Here is a 14,356-nt window from a genome sequence, read left to right on the forward strand (position 1 = left end):
GGGACCGGGCACCCCTCGCGCTCACCGGCCCGTCGCCTGCCACACGGCGAGCGCCAGGGCGGCGACGCCGGTGAGCGCGGCGATCGACGGCAGCGGCCACCTGCCCTGCTCCAACGCCCGTACCCGCTGCGCCACTTCGGCGATCTCGTGCTCGGTCTGGTCGCTGCGCCGGCTCAGCAGGGCGAGATGGCCGTCGATGCGGACGACGCCCACATCGAGGTTGCGCCGCAGCTCCGCGAGCTCGGCCGCCTTGGCGTCGCGCTCGGGATGGATGGTCACGGTCCGTACTCCTTCCGGGAAGCCCCCGTCGTGCAAAGTGCCTGTGCGGATTGCGTGTTCGACCTGTGAGTCGAACTGCCGGAGTCGAGTCAACCGCCTGGGCAGCGCACACGGGAGCGTGTGCGGAGGGTGAATGCGGGTCACCGGCGCACACCCCGTGTGAAACCAGGTGTGCGACGGAAGACGTGCGGGGTACGCACGGAAGACGGACGGGGGACGAGCAAGGAACGTCCCCCGCGCGGCGGATTCCGCGGCGCGGGGGACGAACACGGGGGGTAGCGGCCGGACATGCTGGTACGGACCTGCGCGCCGGTTCCGGCACCCGCCTCAGGCCACCCGGCGCAGCTCCGACTCCCCCCACTCGGAGACGGTGACGGCATCGCCGACCGCCAGCTTCCCGGCCCGCACGACGGAGAACTTCGCGCCGAAGGCGACCCCGCCCTTCGCCCTGCGCCGGTACGTGGCGAGCGTACGCAGCGGCTCCGGTCCGGACTTGACGCCCTGGTCCTGGTCGACGGTGGTCACCACGCAGCGGGTGGCCAGTTTGGCGTAGCCCAGTTCGGCATTGCCGACGGTGAAACGGCGGGCGCGGTCCTCGGTGTGCGGCTCGTCCCAGCCCTCCCCGCCGACGACGATGTTGGGCCGGAAACGGTCCATCGGCAGGGCCACGCCGCCGCGTTCGGTGACACGGCGGTTGAACTCCGCGAGGGAGGCGGGACAGACCACGAGCGTCGCACCGCTGTCCGCGTAACCGCACCGGCCCGGGATCCAGCCGTCCGTGACCCGCTCCTGCTCGGGCGGGACCCGCACGAGCCGGCTGGCCGCACCGAGCACCTCCGAGAACCATGCGGCAGCCTCCGCCCCCTGATCGATCCCCCGGTACGGCCTGCCGAACAGCTCCACCTCGCGGCGGGCCGCCAACAGGTCCACATCGAGACGGAGTTCGTCAACTCCGGGCGCCCGGAGAAGGAGCCGCGTGCCGTCGGCGTCAACCTCGGGCCGGACGACCGCGAGCCTCGGATCCGTGCGCTGGCTGCGGAAGCCGCCGCCCTCGTCCACAACCATGAACGTACGGTCGTGCGCGAGGCCCGCCTCGGTGAGCAGGGTCTCGGTGAGGGGGGTGCCGGCGCAGCCCTTGATGGGATAGGTGGTCAGTTCGAGTACTGCGGCCATGGGCGGCACGATACAGATCTACGGAGGGGCGCCCCAGTGGGTTTACTGTCGGCTTCCGGGTCCGGGGCCGGGTCCGGAGCCGAAGCCGGCGTCCACCGCCGGGCCCACCCCTCGGCCGACCGGCGTCCCCGACACGTCACTCCACGTCGCCCGCGTAAAAGGCGTGCGCGCGCCCCGCGGCGGCTCGCGCGGCGAGGTCGGGAAGCATGGCCTGGAGGAAGGGCGGAGCCATGCGCAGCCTGTGCACCTTCTCCAGGGGGATCCAGTCGACGCCGGTCTGGGCGTCGTCGTGGTTGTCCCCGCCGAGCCGCGCGGGCTGGTGGAGGATGTCGCACCAGAAGACCGCCTCCACCCGGTGATGCCCTGTCTCCGCCGGGATGCCGGGGTGATTCCCCGCGATGCGCTCGCGCAGCACCAGCATCGGCCCGGCCTTGACCCGCACGCCCGTCTCTTCGAGGACCTCGCGCTCGGCACAGGCGGCCAGCGTCTCCCCGGGCTCCTGACCCCCGCCGGGGAGCCAGTGGATCTCGGCCTCGGAGCCGTGCCAGGTCCCGCGCACGAGGAGGACGTGTCCGTCGCGGACGACGAGGCCGGAGGCGGCGTTGCGGAGGTAGTGGGCGGTGGCGGGCGGCGGGGACGTCATCTTGGGGAGGGTAGCCGTACAGGGCCTTGGCCGCATGGCAGTTGTGGCTTTTCTCCGGTCGTCGCCACGGGGATCGGGAGGGCTTGTACGCGGCCAGCGGTGCTGAGGGTGGCAATGAGTCCTTTCGTGTCGCGGGCCACGACTACGGGGGCCTCGCTGCGGAGAATCCTTCTACGTGACCATCGTTCCGTGAATCTGTACAACAGAGGAAGACCGCATGGCTCTCATCACCGAGATCCGTACGCTTGCCAAGCCGGACTATGAAGCGCTGGACATCTCCGATCCGGAAGCCGATGCCGTCGACAGCGAAGCGCTGGAGGATGCCCGTGCTCACGTTGTCGCCAGCAGTGGGTATCACGTGTACGTCCACAGTCTTCAGCGCGACATCAAGGTCGAGGTCGTGATCAGGGTTTGGGACGGCCCGCAACCGACTCCTGGCCAGTCCGTGAGCGGTTTTGTCCGACTGGCCCTGGAGTCTGAGAACGGTGTGCTGATGGTGAATCAGTTCACCTCGGGGCCGGCCGGGGAGATGTCACTGCCTCGTCCCGGCGTGTACGAGGGCTATGCCTCGTGGAGCGGCCGGGAAGAAGTTGTGGCGTACCGAGACTCTGTCGTGCGGCAGCTCACCAGTGACTGGAGCGTGGAAGACATGCGTCAGGCGTGGGAGCGATGCCCAGTTCCGGAGCGGTACGTGCTCGATCTCTGGTACGTCCGCGAGTCAAGCGCGGGCGACGAGGACGATGAGCTGTAGCGGTCGGGGTCACCCGCGCTCCGGTCGAGCACTCGACAGGCCCGGACGGCTATGCCGCCTCGACCGCGAGCCGCGCCGCCCTCCTCGCGGTCGCCGGACTGTTCGTCTCCATCTGGCAGGCCGCGAGTACCCCATAGCGCACTGCCCCCGACGTCGGCCTCGCGCCGATGTCGGGGGCGTCTTTCCGTTTGGCATCAGCCCAGATAGACCCGCTGCCATTCGATCGATGACATGCCCTGTGCCGCATTCGCCAGCGCGATTGCGGACGGGGTCTTGAGCTTGGCCCGTGTGCTGTCAACCCACTCTTGGGCGTTGCTGTAGCCCTGCTCCAGATACTCAAGCCCTTGGATCATGCACTCAAGCTTGTCGGCATCATGGGCAATCACGACTTCAGGGGAGTCTCCGTTCTCGTACTCCTCGACGATGGCCTGAATACCCGAGGCGACCGCAGGGTGTGCTTCCGCAACCTGGTCTGCCGTAACGTCTTCGTTCTTCGCCGACTTCAGGTAGCGACGGCCAATCCACGGGATGTCACCGACACGCGTTTCCTGGGTGTCGTGGAAGGTGCACAGCAGCGCGACTTTTGCCGGGTCCGCCCCCTCCATCATGGCCAGAACGGATCCGATGACGGCAGTGCGAAAGCTGTGTTCAGCGATCGTTTCGGGGTCCTTCACGCCAGCAATCCACCAGCCTGAACGCTTCGCCCGCTTCAGTGCACCCATCTCCATGAGGTAGCTCACGGAACCCTTGGCGTGCTGATCGGCTGTCATGCGGCCTGTCCTCTCAGGGGATCAACGGGTCGTCTTTTCAGGACCGCGCGACGGCCAGCATGTGCGAGCTGGCTGCCAGCAGGTCGGGGTACGCCTCCGCCATGCGGGCCGCCGCCAATGCGGCCCGGAACATCGGTGAATCGGCGAGTTGGTCGCCCGTGTGTTGCTCAGCGGCTTTGAGCAGGGACCACGTCGGCCCCTCAATGCCATAGACACTCACACCCTGGAAACCGGCGAGGACCAGTTCATTCGCAAGCCCGTCCGCCGTGTGGAAGTACGCGGCCGTGAAGCCCTTGCGCCCCGGGTCGTGACGTCCGGTGGCCAGGATGTCCTTCACCGCGTCGTGTACCCGTTCGCGATCGAGCCAGGTGGTTGCCGTGTGCTCGAACAAGGAGGCATAGCGGCTGATCGCGGCGGCCGCGAGCAAGCCGCCTGGCTTGACGGCACGGCGGGCTTCCGCCAAGGCCTGGAGCCTGTCCTCCTGGTCGAGCAAGTGATAGAGCGGCCCGAGGAGAAGCACGACATCGTAGGAGTGATCAGGTGTTGCGAGTTGCCGCGCATCACCGAGTTCTGCGCTGCAACCGGCTTGTTGTGCTGCTTCGATGTGACGGGGAACAGGGTCGACGACATGGACGTCGTAACCATCGGCGGCCAGCCACCTGGCATGTACGCCGGGCCCACCTCCCACGTCCAGGATGCTCGCGGGCGCCGGCGGAAGGTGGCGGCGCAGCAGCTCTTGGGTGCGGACCAGTTCCAGCCTGCCGTCAGCGGAAGACGTCAGTCTTGTCGCCTCGTCGTACCCCCCGGTGTAGAAGGCGATGATCTCGGGGGCGACTGCGGGCGGGAGAGTCATGGGGAGCATGCTGTCTCTTGGCCGGTCAACCTGTCCAGCGGATCGGAGTCGTAGGCATGCCGGTGTTGAAGTACGAACAGATCGCCGACTCACTGCGCAGGCGCATCACCGAGGGTGAGTTCAGGCCCGGCGACCTGCTGCCGTCCAGCCGGGATCTGTGCGAGCAGTGGGGCGTCTCGCGAGCCACGGTCAACAAGGCGTTGGACATGCTGCGCGCCGATGGCGTGGTGGTCTCGCGGCAGGGGCTCGGCGTCCTGGTGACGGACGTCCCTCTGGCCAGGCCGGCAGGCGGGAGACGTGCCAACACCGCACGGGTGTCCGGTGGTCGGCCATTCCGCAGGCTTGGCACCCCTACCCGAGAGGTCCCGCCCGATCGCGTCCGGGACGCCCTTGGCCTCCGGCCCGAAGAGTCGGCCCTGCGGCGGGACCGGTTCGTCCTGCTTGACGATGGAACGCCGCTCTCACTGGTCAGCGCCTGGTTCCCGCCGGACGTGGCCGATCGCTGCCCGCGCCTGGCGCAGAGGGGCCCGATCACCGAGGGCACCACCAACTACGTGGCACGTGAGACCGGATGGCGGCCGGCCAGGGGTACCGACATCACAACAGTCCGGCTTGCCACTGCGGATGAGGCAGCACGGTTCGAGCGCGAGCCCCCGCTGGCCGTAGCCGTTGACCTGCATGTCGCCTATGACGAAACCGGCCGCGCACTGGTGTGCGAGGAAGGCGTGACCCCTTCGGACCTCTGGGAGCGGCAGGACAACTACCCGATGGGCTCGATCAGTTGACTTGACTGGACCGGTCAACCGGTCCAGTGTGTTCCCCGTGACTCAGGACTGCCCTGATCGTCTGACGCCTTCCGCCTGCCCCGCCTCGGAGGCCCACGCCCTCGCGCGCCGACCCGTGTTCGGGGAAGGCAATGAGGCGGCCGACCAGCCAGTGGGCACGCCCGGCTGGGTCGCCCGAGGCATACGCGTCCTCGACACCAAGCGAAGGCGTATCGGGGTCGTCCACGGGATCGGCGACCCCGTCCCGTACTCCGACGGATCGTCGCTCAGCTGCGTCTGACTCCTCCCGCCTGGGGGCGGGTTCGACTGGCGCGCAGCCATCGGCGAGATCGAACGGTGCGAGGAGGAGGCAACCGGTGGCGGAAGAGACCGCGGCCCCATGGGGGACGAAGAAGATCCGTGTCTCGCTGGAGAGGGTCAAAGAGGGCGACTGGGTCTTTCACGACGGCGCGTGGCGACGCGTGCGGGACATGCGCAGATCGGAGCACGGCCAGGTCTTGATCTTCAAAGATCACCCGCCGAAGACCGTGAACGCTCCCCTCGACGTCGCCCGGGAGATCACCCGCACCCACCAGGGGCGCAAGGGGAGGAGCACACAATGAGCGAGCCCGACCGGCACACAACGAGTGTCGATCACCGAACGGCCTTCATCGTCAACCGGGACGGCACAGCCGAGCGGAACGCCCATGAGTCCGACGGGATGCCGAAGTGGGCTCCAGAACCGGGCGAGTTGGTTACAGACACCAGCCGTGACCGTGTGGGCAAGGCGATCGGGTGGGACGGTCACGAGGTGACCATTCGCCCTCTGGACGGAGGGGAGCCCTGGCACACTTCGAGCTACCGGCCCGCCAACGCACAGGACCGTCTCAGGGCCCGGGTCGTGGTGCTGAACCGCGAACGCCGGAGTCGCTCATGGTGACTCACGTGATCACACCGAGTCTCGCCTTCCTGGCAGACATCACGTACACGGTCGGCATCCACCACGGGAACGCCGGCCCGATGGCGCAACTCCTCATGACCCACACCCCGCCCCGCCGCCGCGGAGAGACTCCTGAATGGATCGACGCGGGCATGCGCGCCTTGTCGGCGTGCCTGCGCCTGCGCCCGGTCGCGGAGGAACCGCCTTACGTGGGCCCACGATTGTCCGTGCACCGGGGAGTCGCCTCGCTCGACTACGGCGACAAGGATTGGCGCATGTGCATCCCCGATCCCGGCCGGGCCTGGTTGCAGCACGTCGCCGACGGTGGCCCCGTCCGTCTCCTGGTGGCGTTCGAGCCGTCTCCCGGTAACCGCACCCAGGAGGAATGGTCAGAGTTCGTCGAGGCCGCCGTCAAAGCCCAGACGATCCGATGGGGAACCACGAGCATCCGCCGCAGATCGCCGCTCAACCAACAATGGAGCCGCCTCGGCTTCTGAGACACCTGGGCCGACCTGCTCAAGTTGAGCACACTCGGTACAACCACCGCCCACCCGAACCAGCCATGCCCCTCCAGCCGGCAGACGAGTGGGCGGTACCTGCCCCGACCGGTGCGCACCAAGAGGCCACCTGCTGGGGCTCGACAAGTAAGCGTTTGCCTGTCCAGCCCCGGCCCGTTGACCGACTCCGCGTCCCTGGCAAGGGCTTGTAAGGCCGGGATTCGCGCTGACGGTGAAAGGTGCCGCAGGGAATCAACCCCGCGGTTGTCTTACGGAAGAACGTGACCAGCGGACGACCACCGCATGCCCCACCAGGACAAGGACGGCAGCCACCGCCAGGAGACGTATGACACTCCACGTAGCCGCAGGGACCCCACCTTGCAACGGAGCATCGAAACGGATTCGCATCGACGTGTCGACAATGGCCACCAGCGGAACCAGCACCCGAAAGGGGAGACCGCGAAATCCCTGATTCCGCGCAAGGTTTCCAGCCAGTCCCAGCAGAGGCCCGAGAACGCAGGCGACTACGCACCAGACCGCCATCGACGACAAGAAACCGGACCAATAAAACTTCACTGCCGCCCCGGAATGGGAATGCAGGTCCGGTACCCTGAATTTTCCTTGTACTGCTTCCGCCGCATAATAAACGACCACACCTGCAACCAAGGCGGCAAGTGCCAGAACGGCGGACTCAACCCTGGATTTTCGCGTGACCCCCACACAGAATGCCATCGCCGCCCAAGCCCATCCGGCGCCCAGTACGAGACTCGCCACATGGCCTGCCGTTCCGCCAGCGGCAAGAAGAAGGGGGGCAAGCAGCCCAACTAGCGCGCCCAACGTCAGCGCAGCCACAGATGCCCAGATACGGGATCGCGAAGAGAGCACGATATTAGAAATATCCTTTTCGGTGACCAGGTGGGACAAGTCAGCAATCAGCGACAGGGTGCATGTGAGACACCAACTCTGCCTGAGAGTACGGCAGTCGTCGTCGCGAGTCTACGGGCCAACGTCAGGCGCATCCGGTAGGCGAGGTGAACACTGAGGATGCGGAGGCACCAACAGAACTGCCAAGGAGAGGAGGGTAGTTCAGGCGCACCGGCCGCGACATCCATCGAACCGAAGGTCGAGTCGGGTGGCTGGACGTCCGTGCTGCACATCCGTCACCTACAGGGAGTGGGAAGCGGGTCGTTAAGAGGCCGAGGCCCCGGCCGCCACACATCTCTGGCCGACCGGGACCTCAAGCCAGGAGAGCCAAGCGCTAGTAGGTGGCCCAGTAGGCGTTACAAGTGAACGCCCAGCCTGACCTGGCGTAGGCATTTGCCCAGTCACCAGCATCTGCATAGCTCTTGTCCGTGGCATTGCCAATGCTCACCGATGCGGAGTGACGTTTCGACGGGTGGATGTAATTGGAGTAACATCCCTTGTAGATGCCGTCAGTGCCGGTCCCATGACTCCACGTTCCACCCCCAACATTTTCGTCCGTCGGTGACATCTTCACAGAGTGTGCGGACGGGTTGACGGTGAAGGTGACCATCCCCCACTCCTTCGGATGCCCCAGGAACTCAGGCGCCTGAGGGGTAGCCGCGCTGGCCGGAGAAACAAGGGCTCCGGCGGACAGGGCTGCGGCCGCGGCGACGAGGGCAACCGATCTGCCAATCGCTTTCATGAAGCTGACACTCTCCCTTCGATCGTCCCCAATGGGATTTCCGAAGGAGATCCTCGATGAACAAGCCTTCGAGGTAAAGTCGTTTGCTCGACAATGACCGAAAGCATCACCTTGTACCTTGTCGCAATTGACCGGATTGCGACCGTTGTATACAGCTGTTTTTCGCACTCCAAAAGGGGTGGCGGTCTGGCCGCAACTCTCCTCTTTGGCTGGGATTGTTGCCTGGATGGGCAAGGGGGTGGGCGGCGTCCGCCGCGGAATGATAGATTCCCTGGCCGCCCCGTTCGGGTATCACCTTGAGTCAATTCGCGAACTCCAGCACCCCAGCCGCGTGCCACCAAAGCATCGGCGAGACAACCACCGGCATCCTCGGGCGGCGCGACGCCGCGCTCAGCGCCGCCCGACTTCGCCGGCTTCCTTACCGCCACCCGCTAGAAGACCGGCGAAGTCGCCGAAGCCATCCACGGCGTCACCGGCTCCAACCCCCGCAAGGGCAACGGCCATACCTGGGACGACGTACAGACCGAACTCTGCGACGTCATCTCACCAGCATGGTCGCCCTCAAGACCATTACCCCGGACGCGGCAAAGGTCTTCGAGGGGCGAGTCGCGCACGTCGCCGAGCGCTTCCTGAATCAATGACCGGCCGGGTCCCATGCGTCGCCATTGGGCCGTTCTGCACTCGCCTGCCCCGAGCGCAGCCGCACCCCCGAATGGGCGTGCTCCCATGGGAGCACCACGCAGCACTGACGGGAGTTCGCCGTGCGGCATGGCTCGTCCTGGTCCGTCGCACCGCCACACCTCGGGCGACAGTGTCGGCGATCAGCTAGTGCCAGGGGCGCCACCACGACGCGTGGTCCTCGGGGCGTGGCGGTGACCGGCCTTCCAACGGGCGTAGCGCCCGGCCTCGTTGTTTGGTCAGATCGGAAGTGTGTTCCCTTGTCTCCTCGCGGGTGAACTTGCTTCCTCCGCACGGAGATTGACCCCACAGCATGCCTACCGTTACCGGGAACCGGTCGGCCCCGTACCCCACAAACGGGGCGGCCCCCGACGCCGGATAGGAGCCAGCGGCAGGGGCCTTCACAGCAAGGACGATGGAGGTCCCGCCGTGCTCAGGCATGTTATCGCTCCCACCGGCTTCTTCACGCAGATCCCGAACGAGATCATCCGGAACACCCGCATCGGCTCCGACGCCTTCCGGCTGCTCAGCTATCAACTCTCCCTCCCCGACGGGGCGAACCTCTCGCTCTCGGAGTCCGCGCGCCGCGTCGGGATCAAGTCCGAGGCGTTCAAGCGGGCGAAGAAGGAGCTGAAGGCGGAGGGCTTCGTGCACGAGTGGCGGTCCCAGGGGGCGCGCGGGCGCTGGTCCACGCAGCAGCTTGTGTCGAACGTGCCGTTGAGCGGCGAGGAGGCGAAGGCCGTACGCGCGGGATGCGGGGCGCCCAAGAGAGTCGTGGCGAAGGGGAGTTCACAGGTCGCGCCGAGTGGTGGTTCTCCGGCGGTCGGTCGGCCGACTGGTCGGTCCGTCGGCCGTCACCCAGAAAACACGGGGGAGAAGAAGCAGAACCCGCCCTCCCAGCCCTCCCGTGAGGAGGAGCCGCCCGCCGTACCGGATGCGCACGCCGAACTGTCACCGGACCCGGCTCCGGCCCCCTCGTCCTCCCGCGACGAGCCCATCGGCATCCCCGCCCTGCCCAACCCCGAACTGCACCCGCTCCACCCCCGTGCGGTCCAGGCCCTCGATCACCTCTCCCGGACCGAGCGCAGGTTCCGGCTCAGCCGCCGCGACATCCAGGCCCTGGCCCCGTTCGTCGCCGAATGGCTGTTGCGCGGTGCCTCGTTGGGGGAGCTGCGGGAGGCGCTGACCAGTGGGCTGCCGGAGGCGATCCACTGTCCGGCGGCGCTCGTGCGCGACCGGCTCACGCGGAAGATGCCGCCGCTGCCGCGCCTCGGCGCCGATGAACCGGCCCGTGCGCCCAGGCAGTTGCAGACCTGTGCCGGAGGGTGCGGGCGGGTGTTCCGGCCGGTGGGGGAGGAGGTGTGCTGCGGGGACTGTCGGCAGGAGGCGGCCCGGCGGGCGTCCGGGTACGGGCAGGACCGGCCCGGCAGCGCCGTCGACAGCGGCCTGCGCGGGCCCGCCGCCGTGCGCGCCGCCCTGCGCGGCTGCCGCAACGGCAACGGTCCCGGCCAGGGTGCCGTGTTCACCGGGTGACGCGTCGCCCGACGGCGGCCCGGCCCGTACGTATTCCGGGCCGGAACCGCCGCAGCGAGCGCGCCCCGAAACGTCAGTACGTGTAGAAGCCCGCCCCCGACTTCCGCCCCAGCCGCCCCGCATCCACCATCCGCTGCAGCAGCGGCGGCGCGGCGTACAGCGGCTCCTTGAACTCCTCGTACATGCTGTCCGCCACCGACGCCACCGTGTCCAGGCCGATGAGGTCGGAGAGCTTGAGGGGGCCCATGGGGTGGGCGCAGCCGAGCTCCATGCCGTTGTCGATGTCCTCGCGGCTCGCGATGCCGGACTCGAACATGCGGATGGCGGAGAGGAGGTAGGGGATGAGGAGGGCGTTGACGACGAAGCCCGAGCGGTCCTGGGCGCGGATCGCGTGCTTGCCGAGGACGGCGCCGACGAGGGTGTCCGCGCGCTTGATGGTCTCCTCGCTGGTGGTGAGCGCCGGGATGATCTCGACGAGCTTCTGCACCGGCGCCGGGTTGAAGAAGTGGATGCCGATGACGCGGTCGGGCCGCGAGGTGGCGACGGCGAGCTTCACCAGGGGGATGGAGGAGGTGTTGGAGGCCAGTATCGCGTCGGGGCGCGTGACCACCTGGTCGAGGACCTGGAAGATCTCCGTCTTGATCTGCTCGTTCTCCACGACGGCCTCGATGACGAGATCGCGGTCGGCGAACTCGCCCAGGTCCGTGGTGAACGACAGCCGCTCGACCGCCGCGTCGCGCTCCGCTTCGGTGATCTTGCCGCGTTCGGCGGCCTTGCCGAGGGAGTTGATCAGGCGGGTGCGGCCCAGCTCCAGGGCGTCACCGGTGGTCTCCGCGACCTTGACCTCCAGGCCGGCCCGCGCGCACACCTCCGCGATGCCCGCGCCCATCTGGCCACAGCCCACCACTCCGACGCGTGCCACGTCTGCCACAGTGTCCGTCACAACGTGCCTTTCCCTGAACGTTCGCTGATCTTGCGCTGAGCTTGTTCTTCGTACGTGCCTTCCAGACGTTACTCCGCGGTCAGCCGTGTCGAAGAGGGCGGGCGGGCATGCTTCGGCATGTACCGTACGTACGGTTTGACTCCTCCCCCTCGTAAACGAGGGGGATTCCTAGCTCACGTCGCCTGACCCCCGGCGGGGGTACAGGTCTTGCACGATCAGCACTAGCCGGGTACGAGACCAGCCCGGACCAGCATCACGCGAGCGGAGTTCTTATCGCGAGGCGACACGGCTCCGCACGCGGTGCAGGCATACGTTCTCTCGGAAAGAGGCAGTGCGTGCTTGGTTCTCGCTCCGCACTGCGCGCAGTCCATCGTGGTGTGCGCGGGGTGCACCAGGCGGACGTCCCACCCGTGCTTGCGGCCCATCTCGACCAGGGCCGCCTTGGTCGCGCCGATCGCCGCGTCCGCGGCCTTGCGCGCCATGGTCGACTTCGCGAGGAACTTCGGCCTGAAGTCCTCGACGGCCAGCGCGTCGTGGTCGCGGACCACGCGCTTGGCCCACTTGCGGGCGGTGTCCTGCCGCTGGGCTGCCACCTTCCGGTGCAGCTTTGCCGTCTGCCGTTTCGCCTGGCGGTAGCCCTTCGAGGCGGCCTGTCCCTTCTTCGGCTTCCGGCGGGCCATCATCCGCTGGTACTTGGCGAGCTTCCGCGCGGCGGACTTGCCGTGCTGGGGGTGGGGAAGGTCGTGGTCGTCGCTGGTGGTGGTCGCGATCTCGCGTACGCCCCAGTCGATCCCGATCATGCGGCCCGTCCCAGGGAGCTGTCCGGTCACCGCCGGGACGACGAAGGACGCCCACCAGTGCCCCACGCTGTCGCGGTACACGCGCACCGAACTGGGCGGCCCGGGCAGCTCCCGCGACCACACCGGGCGTACGACAATCCCGCCCGCCAGGTGCAGACGGCCTTCCCTGAGGCGGAACCCGCGCTTTGTGTAGTTCAGCGTCGGGGTGGAGTCGCGCTTCTTCTTCCAGCGGGGCATCCCCGCCCGGCGTGCCATGGGCAACCGGTCCTTGATGTCCTTCAGGGCCCTCGCCCTGGACTTGCCGAAATCGCGAATGAGTTGCTGCTGAACAACCGACGAGCCCTCACGGAGCCAGGGCATCAACCTGCGAGCCCCGGTCAGCATCCTGTCGAGCTGGGCCGGGCCACACGTCACCTTCTCGCCGGACACCTCCGCGGCCTGGTGGACCTGCTTGGACTTCGCGACACACTCGTTCCACAGCCACCGGCAGCGGTCCCACTCGCCTTCAAGCTCACGGCGCGCCGTCGCGGACAGGCGAAGACGGTAGGTGTACCGGGCGTGCCTGGGATCCTCCGTCTTCGCTTCCGCAGTCATGCGAATCAACCTATCCGGGAGGACTGACAGTTGAGTCCGATTGACCTTTATGGTGCCCCTCACCTGCGGGGACGGTGGACGTCGTCTCGCCCTGACGGCGAAACGGCCACCTCTGCCCTGCTCCGCAGGAGTCCGATCCCTCCCCGACCTGAAGGCCGGAGCATCCTCGGAGGAAGCTGGTGACCGATCCGACAGGAAGTGGGCCACATATGGGACGTATGACCCGGACCGGGGCGCGGATCAGCCGAAGAGGGATCGCGGTCGCGGCGGCGGGCGGCGCGATGACGGCCGTGCTGGGAGCGGGCGGAGCGGTGGGTGCCACCGGAGGCGCCCGGCGGCGCGAGTTCCGCGGCATGTGGATCGCCACCGTCGTCAACGTCGACTGGCCCTCCGCCCCCGGCCTTTCCGCCGAGCGGCAGCGCGCCGAGCTCACCGCGCTCCTCGACGCCGCCGTGCGCCGCCGTCTCAACGTCGTGATGCTGCAGATCAGGCCGACCGCCGACGCCTTCTGGCCCTCGCGGTTCGAGCCGTGGTCGGAGTATCTGACGGGCACTCAAGGACGCGACCCGGGCTGGGATCCGCTGGCCTTCGCCGTCCGCGAGGCGCACCGCCGCGAGCTGCAACTGCACGGCTGGTTCAACCCGTACCGTGTCGCCAACCACACAGATCCCGGCCGGCTCGTGCCCACGCATCCGGCGCGCGTGCACCCGGACTGGGCGGTGCCGTACGGCGGCAAGCTCTACTACAACCCCGGTCTGCCCGAGGTGCGGCGCTTTGTGCAGGACGCGATGCTCGACGCCGTCCTCCGCTACGACCTGGACGGCGTCCACTTCGACGACTACTTCTACCCCTATCCGGTCGAGGGGCAGCGTTTCGACGACGACGCCGCGTACGAGCGCCACGGCGCGGGCTTCCCCGACCGCGCGGCGTGGCGGCGGCACAACATCGACCTGCTGGTACGGGAGACGGGGCAGCGTATCGAGCGGTACAAGCCCGAAGTGCGCTTCGGGATCAGCCCGTTCGCGGTGTGGCGCAACCGCTCCACCGACCGCCGGGGCTCCAACACCCGTGCCGGGGTGCAGACCTACGACGACCTGGGCGCCGACACCCGCCGCTGGGTGCGCGAGGGCTGGATCGACTACATCGTGCCGCAGGTCTACTGGCACATCGGCAACGCCGCCGCCGACTACGGCGAACTCGTGCGCTGGTGGGCGCGGACCGTGCACGGCACGGACGTGCGCCTGTACATCGGCGAGGCCCTGTACCGGGCGGGCGACCCGCAGCAGCCCGCGCCCTGGCAGGACCCGGCCGAGCTCTCCCGCCATCTGACCCTCGCCCGGGGCGTGCCCGAGGTGTCGGGTCACGCCTTCTTCTCGGCGAAGCAGGTCGCGGGGGATCCGATCGGGGCGATGGCGCGCGTCGTCCGCGATCACTACCGCGGCCGGGCGCGCCCGCCCCGCTGAGCCGGAGCC

The 14,356-nt window shown here is 68.0% G+C and carries 14 protein-coding genes and 2 pseudogenes; 8 read left to right on the plus strand and 8 right to left on the minus strand.

Annotated features, from left to right (window positions below; all coding sequences use genetic code 11):
* Window positions 1–21: 21 nt before the first annotated feature.
* The 3 genes from ACFP1Z_RS23920 to ACFP1Z_RS23930 form a co-directional block, all read right to left on the minus strand.
* A complete protein-coding gene (locus tag ACFP1Z_RS23920; RefSeq protein ID WP_390319292.1) occupies window positions 22–279 on the minus strand; it encodes a hypothetical protein in 258 nt (85 codons plus the stop codon).
* A 327-nt stretch (window positions 280–606) separates the two neighbouring features.
* Window positions 607–1,452, minus strand: coding sequence for an MOSC domain-containing protein (locus tag ACFP1Z_RS23925; protein WP_390319294.1), 846 nt, complete (start codon window positions 1,450–1,452; stop codon window positions 607–609).
* A gap of 136 nt (window positions 1,453–1,588) precedes the next feature.
* Window positions 1,589–2,095 carry an NUDIX domain-containing protein gene (locus ACFP1Z_RS23930; protein ID WP_390319296.1) on the minus strand — a complete coding sequence of 169 codons (507 nt, stop codon included), beginning with the start codon at window positions 2,093–2,095 and terminating at the stop codon, window positions 1,589–1,591.
* A 217-nt stretch (window positions 2,096–2,312) separates the two neighbouring features.
* On the opposite strand from ACFP1Z_RS23930, the gene ACFP1Z_RS23935 reads away from it, so the two are divergent.
* Entirely contained in the window at window positions 2,313–2,846 is a 534-nt protein-coding gene (locus ACFP1Z_RS23935; protein WP_390319298.1) for a hypothetical protein, read from the plus strand.
* Between the two features lie 194 nt (window positions 2,847–3,040).
* On the opposite strand, the gene ACFP1Z_RS23940 is transcribed toward ACFP1Z_RS23935, so the two are convergent.
* Together ACFP1Z_RS23940 and ACFP1Z_RS23945 are read right to left on the minus strand one after the other, a co-directional pair.
* Window positions 3,041–3,616: an HD domain-containing protein gene (locus ACFP1Z_RS23940; RefSeq protein ID WP_390319300.1), complete on the minus strand. Its 576-nt coding sequence runs from the start codon at window positions 3,614–3,616 to the stop codon at window positions 3,041–3,043.
* A 37-nt stretch (window positions 3,617–3,653) separates the two neighbouring features.
* Entirely contained in the window at window positions 3,654–4,469 is an 816-nt protein-coding gene (locus tag ACFP1Z_RS23945) for a class I SAM-dependent methyltransferase (RefSeq protein ID WP_390319302.1), read from the minus strand.
* Between the two features lie 56 nt (window positions 4,470–4,525).
* Between ACFP1Z_RS23945 and ACFP1Z_RS23950 the strand changes: the two genes are divergently transcribed.
* The 4 genes from ACFP1Z_RS23950 to ACFP1Z_RS23965 all read left to right on the plus strand — a co-directional run bounded on the left by ACFP1Z_RS23950 (window position 4,526) and on the right by ACFP1Z_RS23965 (window position 6,670).
* Complete coding sequence (locus tag ACFP1Z_RS23950; RefSeq protein WP_390319304.1) at window positions 4,526–5,254, plus strand: GntR family transcriptional regulator; 729 nt, start codon at window positions 4,526–4,528, stop codon at window positions 5,252–5,254.
* 356 nt (window positions 5,255–5,610) lie between these two features.
* A complete protein-coding gene (locus ACFP1Z_RS23955; protein WP_390319306.1) occupies window positions 5,611–5,856 on the plus strand; it encodes a hypothetical protein in 246 nt (81 codons plus the stop codon).
* Entirely contained in the window at window positions 5,853–6,173 is a 321-nt protein-coding gene (locus tag ACFP1Z_RS23960) for a hypothetical protein (protein ID WP_390319308.1), read from the plus strand. Before ACFP1Z_RS23955 ends, ACFP1Z_RS23960 begins: the two co-directional genes overlap by 4 nt.
* 5 nt (window positions 6,174–6,178) lie before the next feature.
* Window positions 6,179–6,670, plus strand: coding sequence for a hypothetical protein (locus ACFP1Z_RS23965; RefSeq protein ID WP_390319310.1), 492 nt, complete (start codon window positions 6,179–6,181; stop codon window positions 6,668–6,670).
* Between the two features lie 1,258 nt (window positions 6,671–7,928).
* Here ACFP1Z_RS23965 and ACFP1Z_RS23970 read toward each other — a convergent pair.
* A complete protein-coding gene (locus ACFP1Z_RS23970; RefSeq protein WP_390319312.1) occupies window positions 7,929–8,204 on the minus strand; it encodes a lactococcin 972 family bacteriocin in 276 nt (91 codons plus the stop codon).
* Window positions 8,205–8,771: 567 nt separating this feature from the next.
* Between ACFP1Z_RS23970 and ACFP1Z_RS23975 the strand changes: the two are divergent.
* A pseudogene (locus tag ACFP1Z_RS23975) lies at window positions 8,772–8,977 on the plus strand (MazG-like family protein); the annotation flags it as partial.
* 466 nt (window positions 8,978–9,443) lie between these two features.
* Window positions 9,444–10,547, plus strand: coding sequence for a hypothetical protein (locus tag ACFP1Z_RS23980; protein ID WP_390319314.1), 1,104 nt, complete (start codon window positions 9,444–9,446; stop codon window positions 10,545–10,547).
* Window positions 10,548–10,620: 73 nt separating this feature from the next.
* On the opposite strand, the gene ACFP1Z_RS23985 is transcribed toward ACFP1Z_RS23980, so the two are convergent.
* Window positions 10,621–11,478: a 3-hydroxybutyryl-CoA dehydrogenase gene (locus tag ACFP1Z_RS23985; RefSeq protein ID WP_390319500.1), complete on the minus strand. Its 858-nt coding sequence runs from the start codon at window positions 11,476–11,478 to the stop codon at window positions 10,621–10,623.
* A 202-nt stretch (window positions 11,479–11,680) separates the two neighbouring features.
* Window positions 11,681–12,884: pseudogene (locus ACFP1Z_RS23990) on the minus strand (RNA-guided endonuclease InsQ/TnpB family protein); the annotation flags it as partial.
* 218 nt (window positions 12,885–13,102) lie between these two features.
* Between ACFP1Z_RS23990 and ACFP1Z_RS23995 the strand changes: the two are divergent.
* A complete protein-coding gene (locus ACFP1Z_RS23995; protein WP_390319502.1) occupies window positions 13,103–14,347 on the plus strand; it encodes a glycoside hydrolase family 10-like protein in 1,245 nt (414 codons plus the stop codon).
* The last annotated feature ends 9 nt before the right edge of the window (window positions 14,348–14,356 follow it).

The organism is Streptomyces gamaensis, assembly GCF_042656465.1.
Taxonomy (GTDB): domain Bacteria; phylum Actinomycetota; class Actinomycetes; order Streptomycetales; family Streptomycetaceae; genus Streptomyces; species Streptomyces gamaensis.

Coding starts and splice junctions, on each gene's coding strand:
- ACFP1Z_RS23925 (WP_390319294.1), bottom strand. CDS start 1,452: ATGGCCGCAGTACTCGAACTGACCACCTATCCCATCAAGGGCTGCGCC.
- ACFP1Z_RS23930 (WP_390319296.1), bottom strand. CDS start 2,095: ATGACGTCCCCGCCGCCCGCCACCGCCCACTACCTCCGCAACGCCGCC.
- ACFP1Z_RS23935 (WP_390319298.1), top strand. CDS start 2,313: ATGGCTCTCATCACCGAGATCCGTACGCTTGCCAAGCCGGACTATGAA.
- ACFP1Z_RS23940 (WP_390319300.1), bottom strand. CDS start 3,616: ATGACAGCCGATCAGCACGCCAAGGGTTCCGTGAGCTACCTCATGGAG.
- ACFP1Z_RS23945 (WP_390319302.1), bottom strand. CDS start 4,469: ATGACTCTCCCGCCCGCAGTCGCCCCCGAGATCATCGCCTTCTACACC.
- ACFP1Z_RS23950 (WP_390319304.1), top strand. CDS start 4,526: ATGCCGGTGTTGAAGTACGAACAGATCGCCGACTCACTGCGCAGGCGC.
- ACFP1Z_RS23960 (WP_390319308.1), top strand. CDS start 5,853: ATGAGCGAGCCCGACCGGCACACAACGAGTGTCGATCACCGAACGGCC.
- ACFP1Z_RS23970 (WP_390319312.1), bottom strand. CDS start 8,204: ATGGTCACCTTCACCGTCAACCCGTCCGCACACTCTGTGAAGATGTCA.
- ACFP1Z_RS23995 (WP_390319502.1), top strand. CDS start 13,103: ATGACCCGGACCGGGGCGCGGATCAGCCGAAGAGGGATCGCGGTCGCG.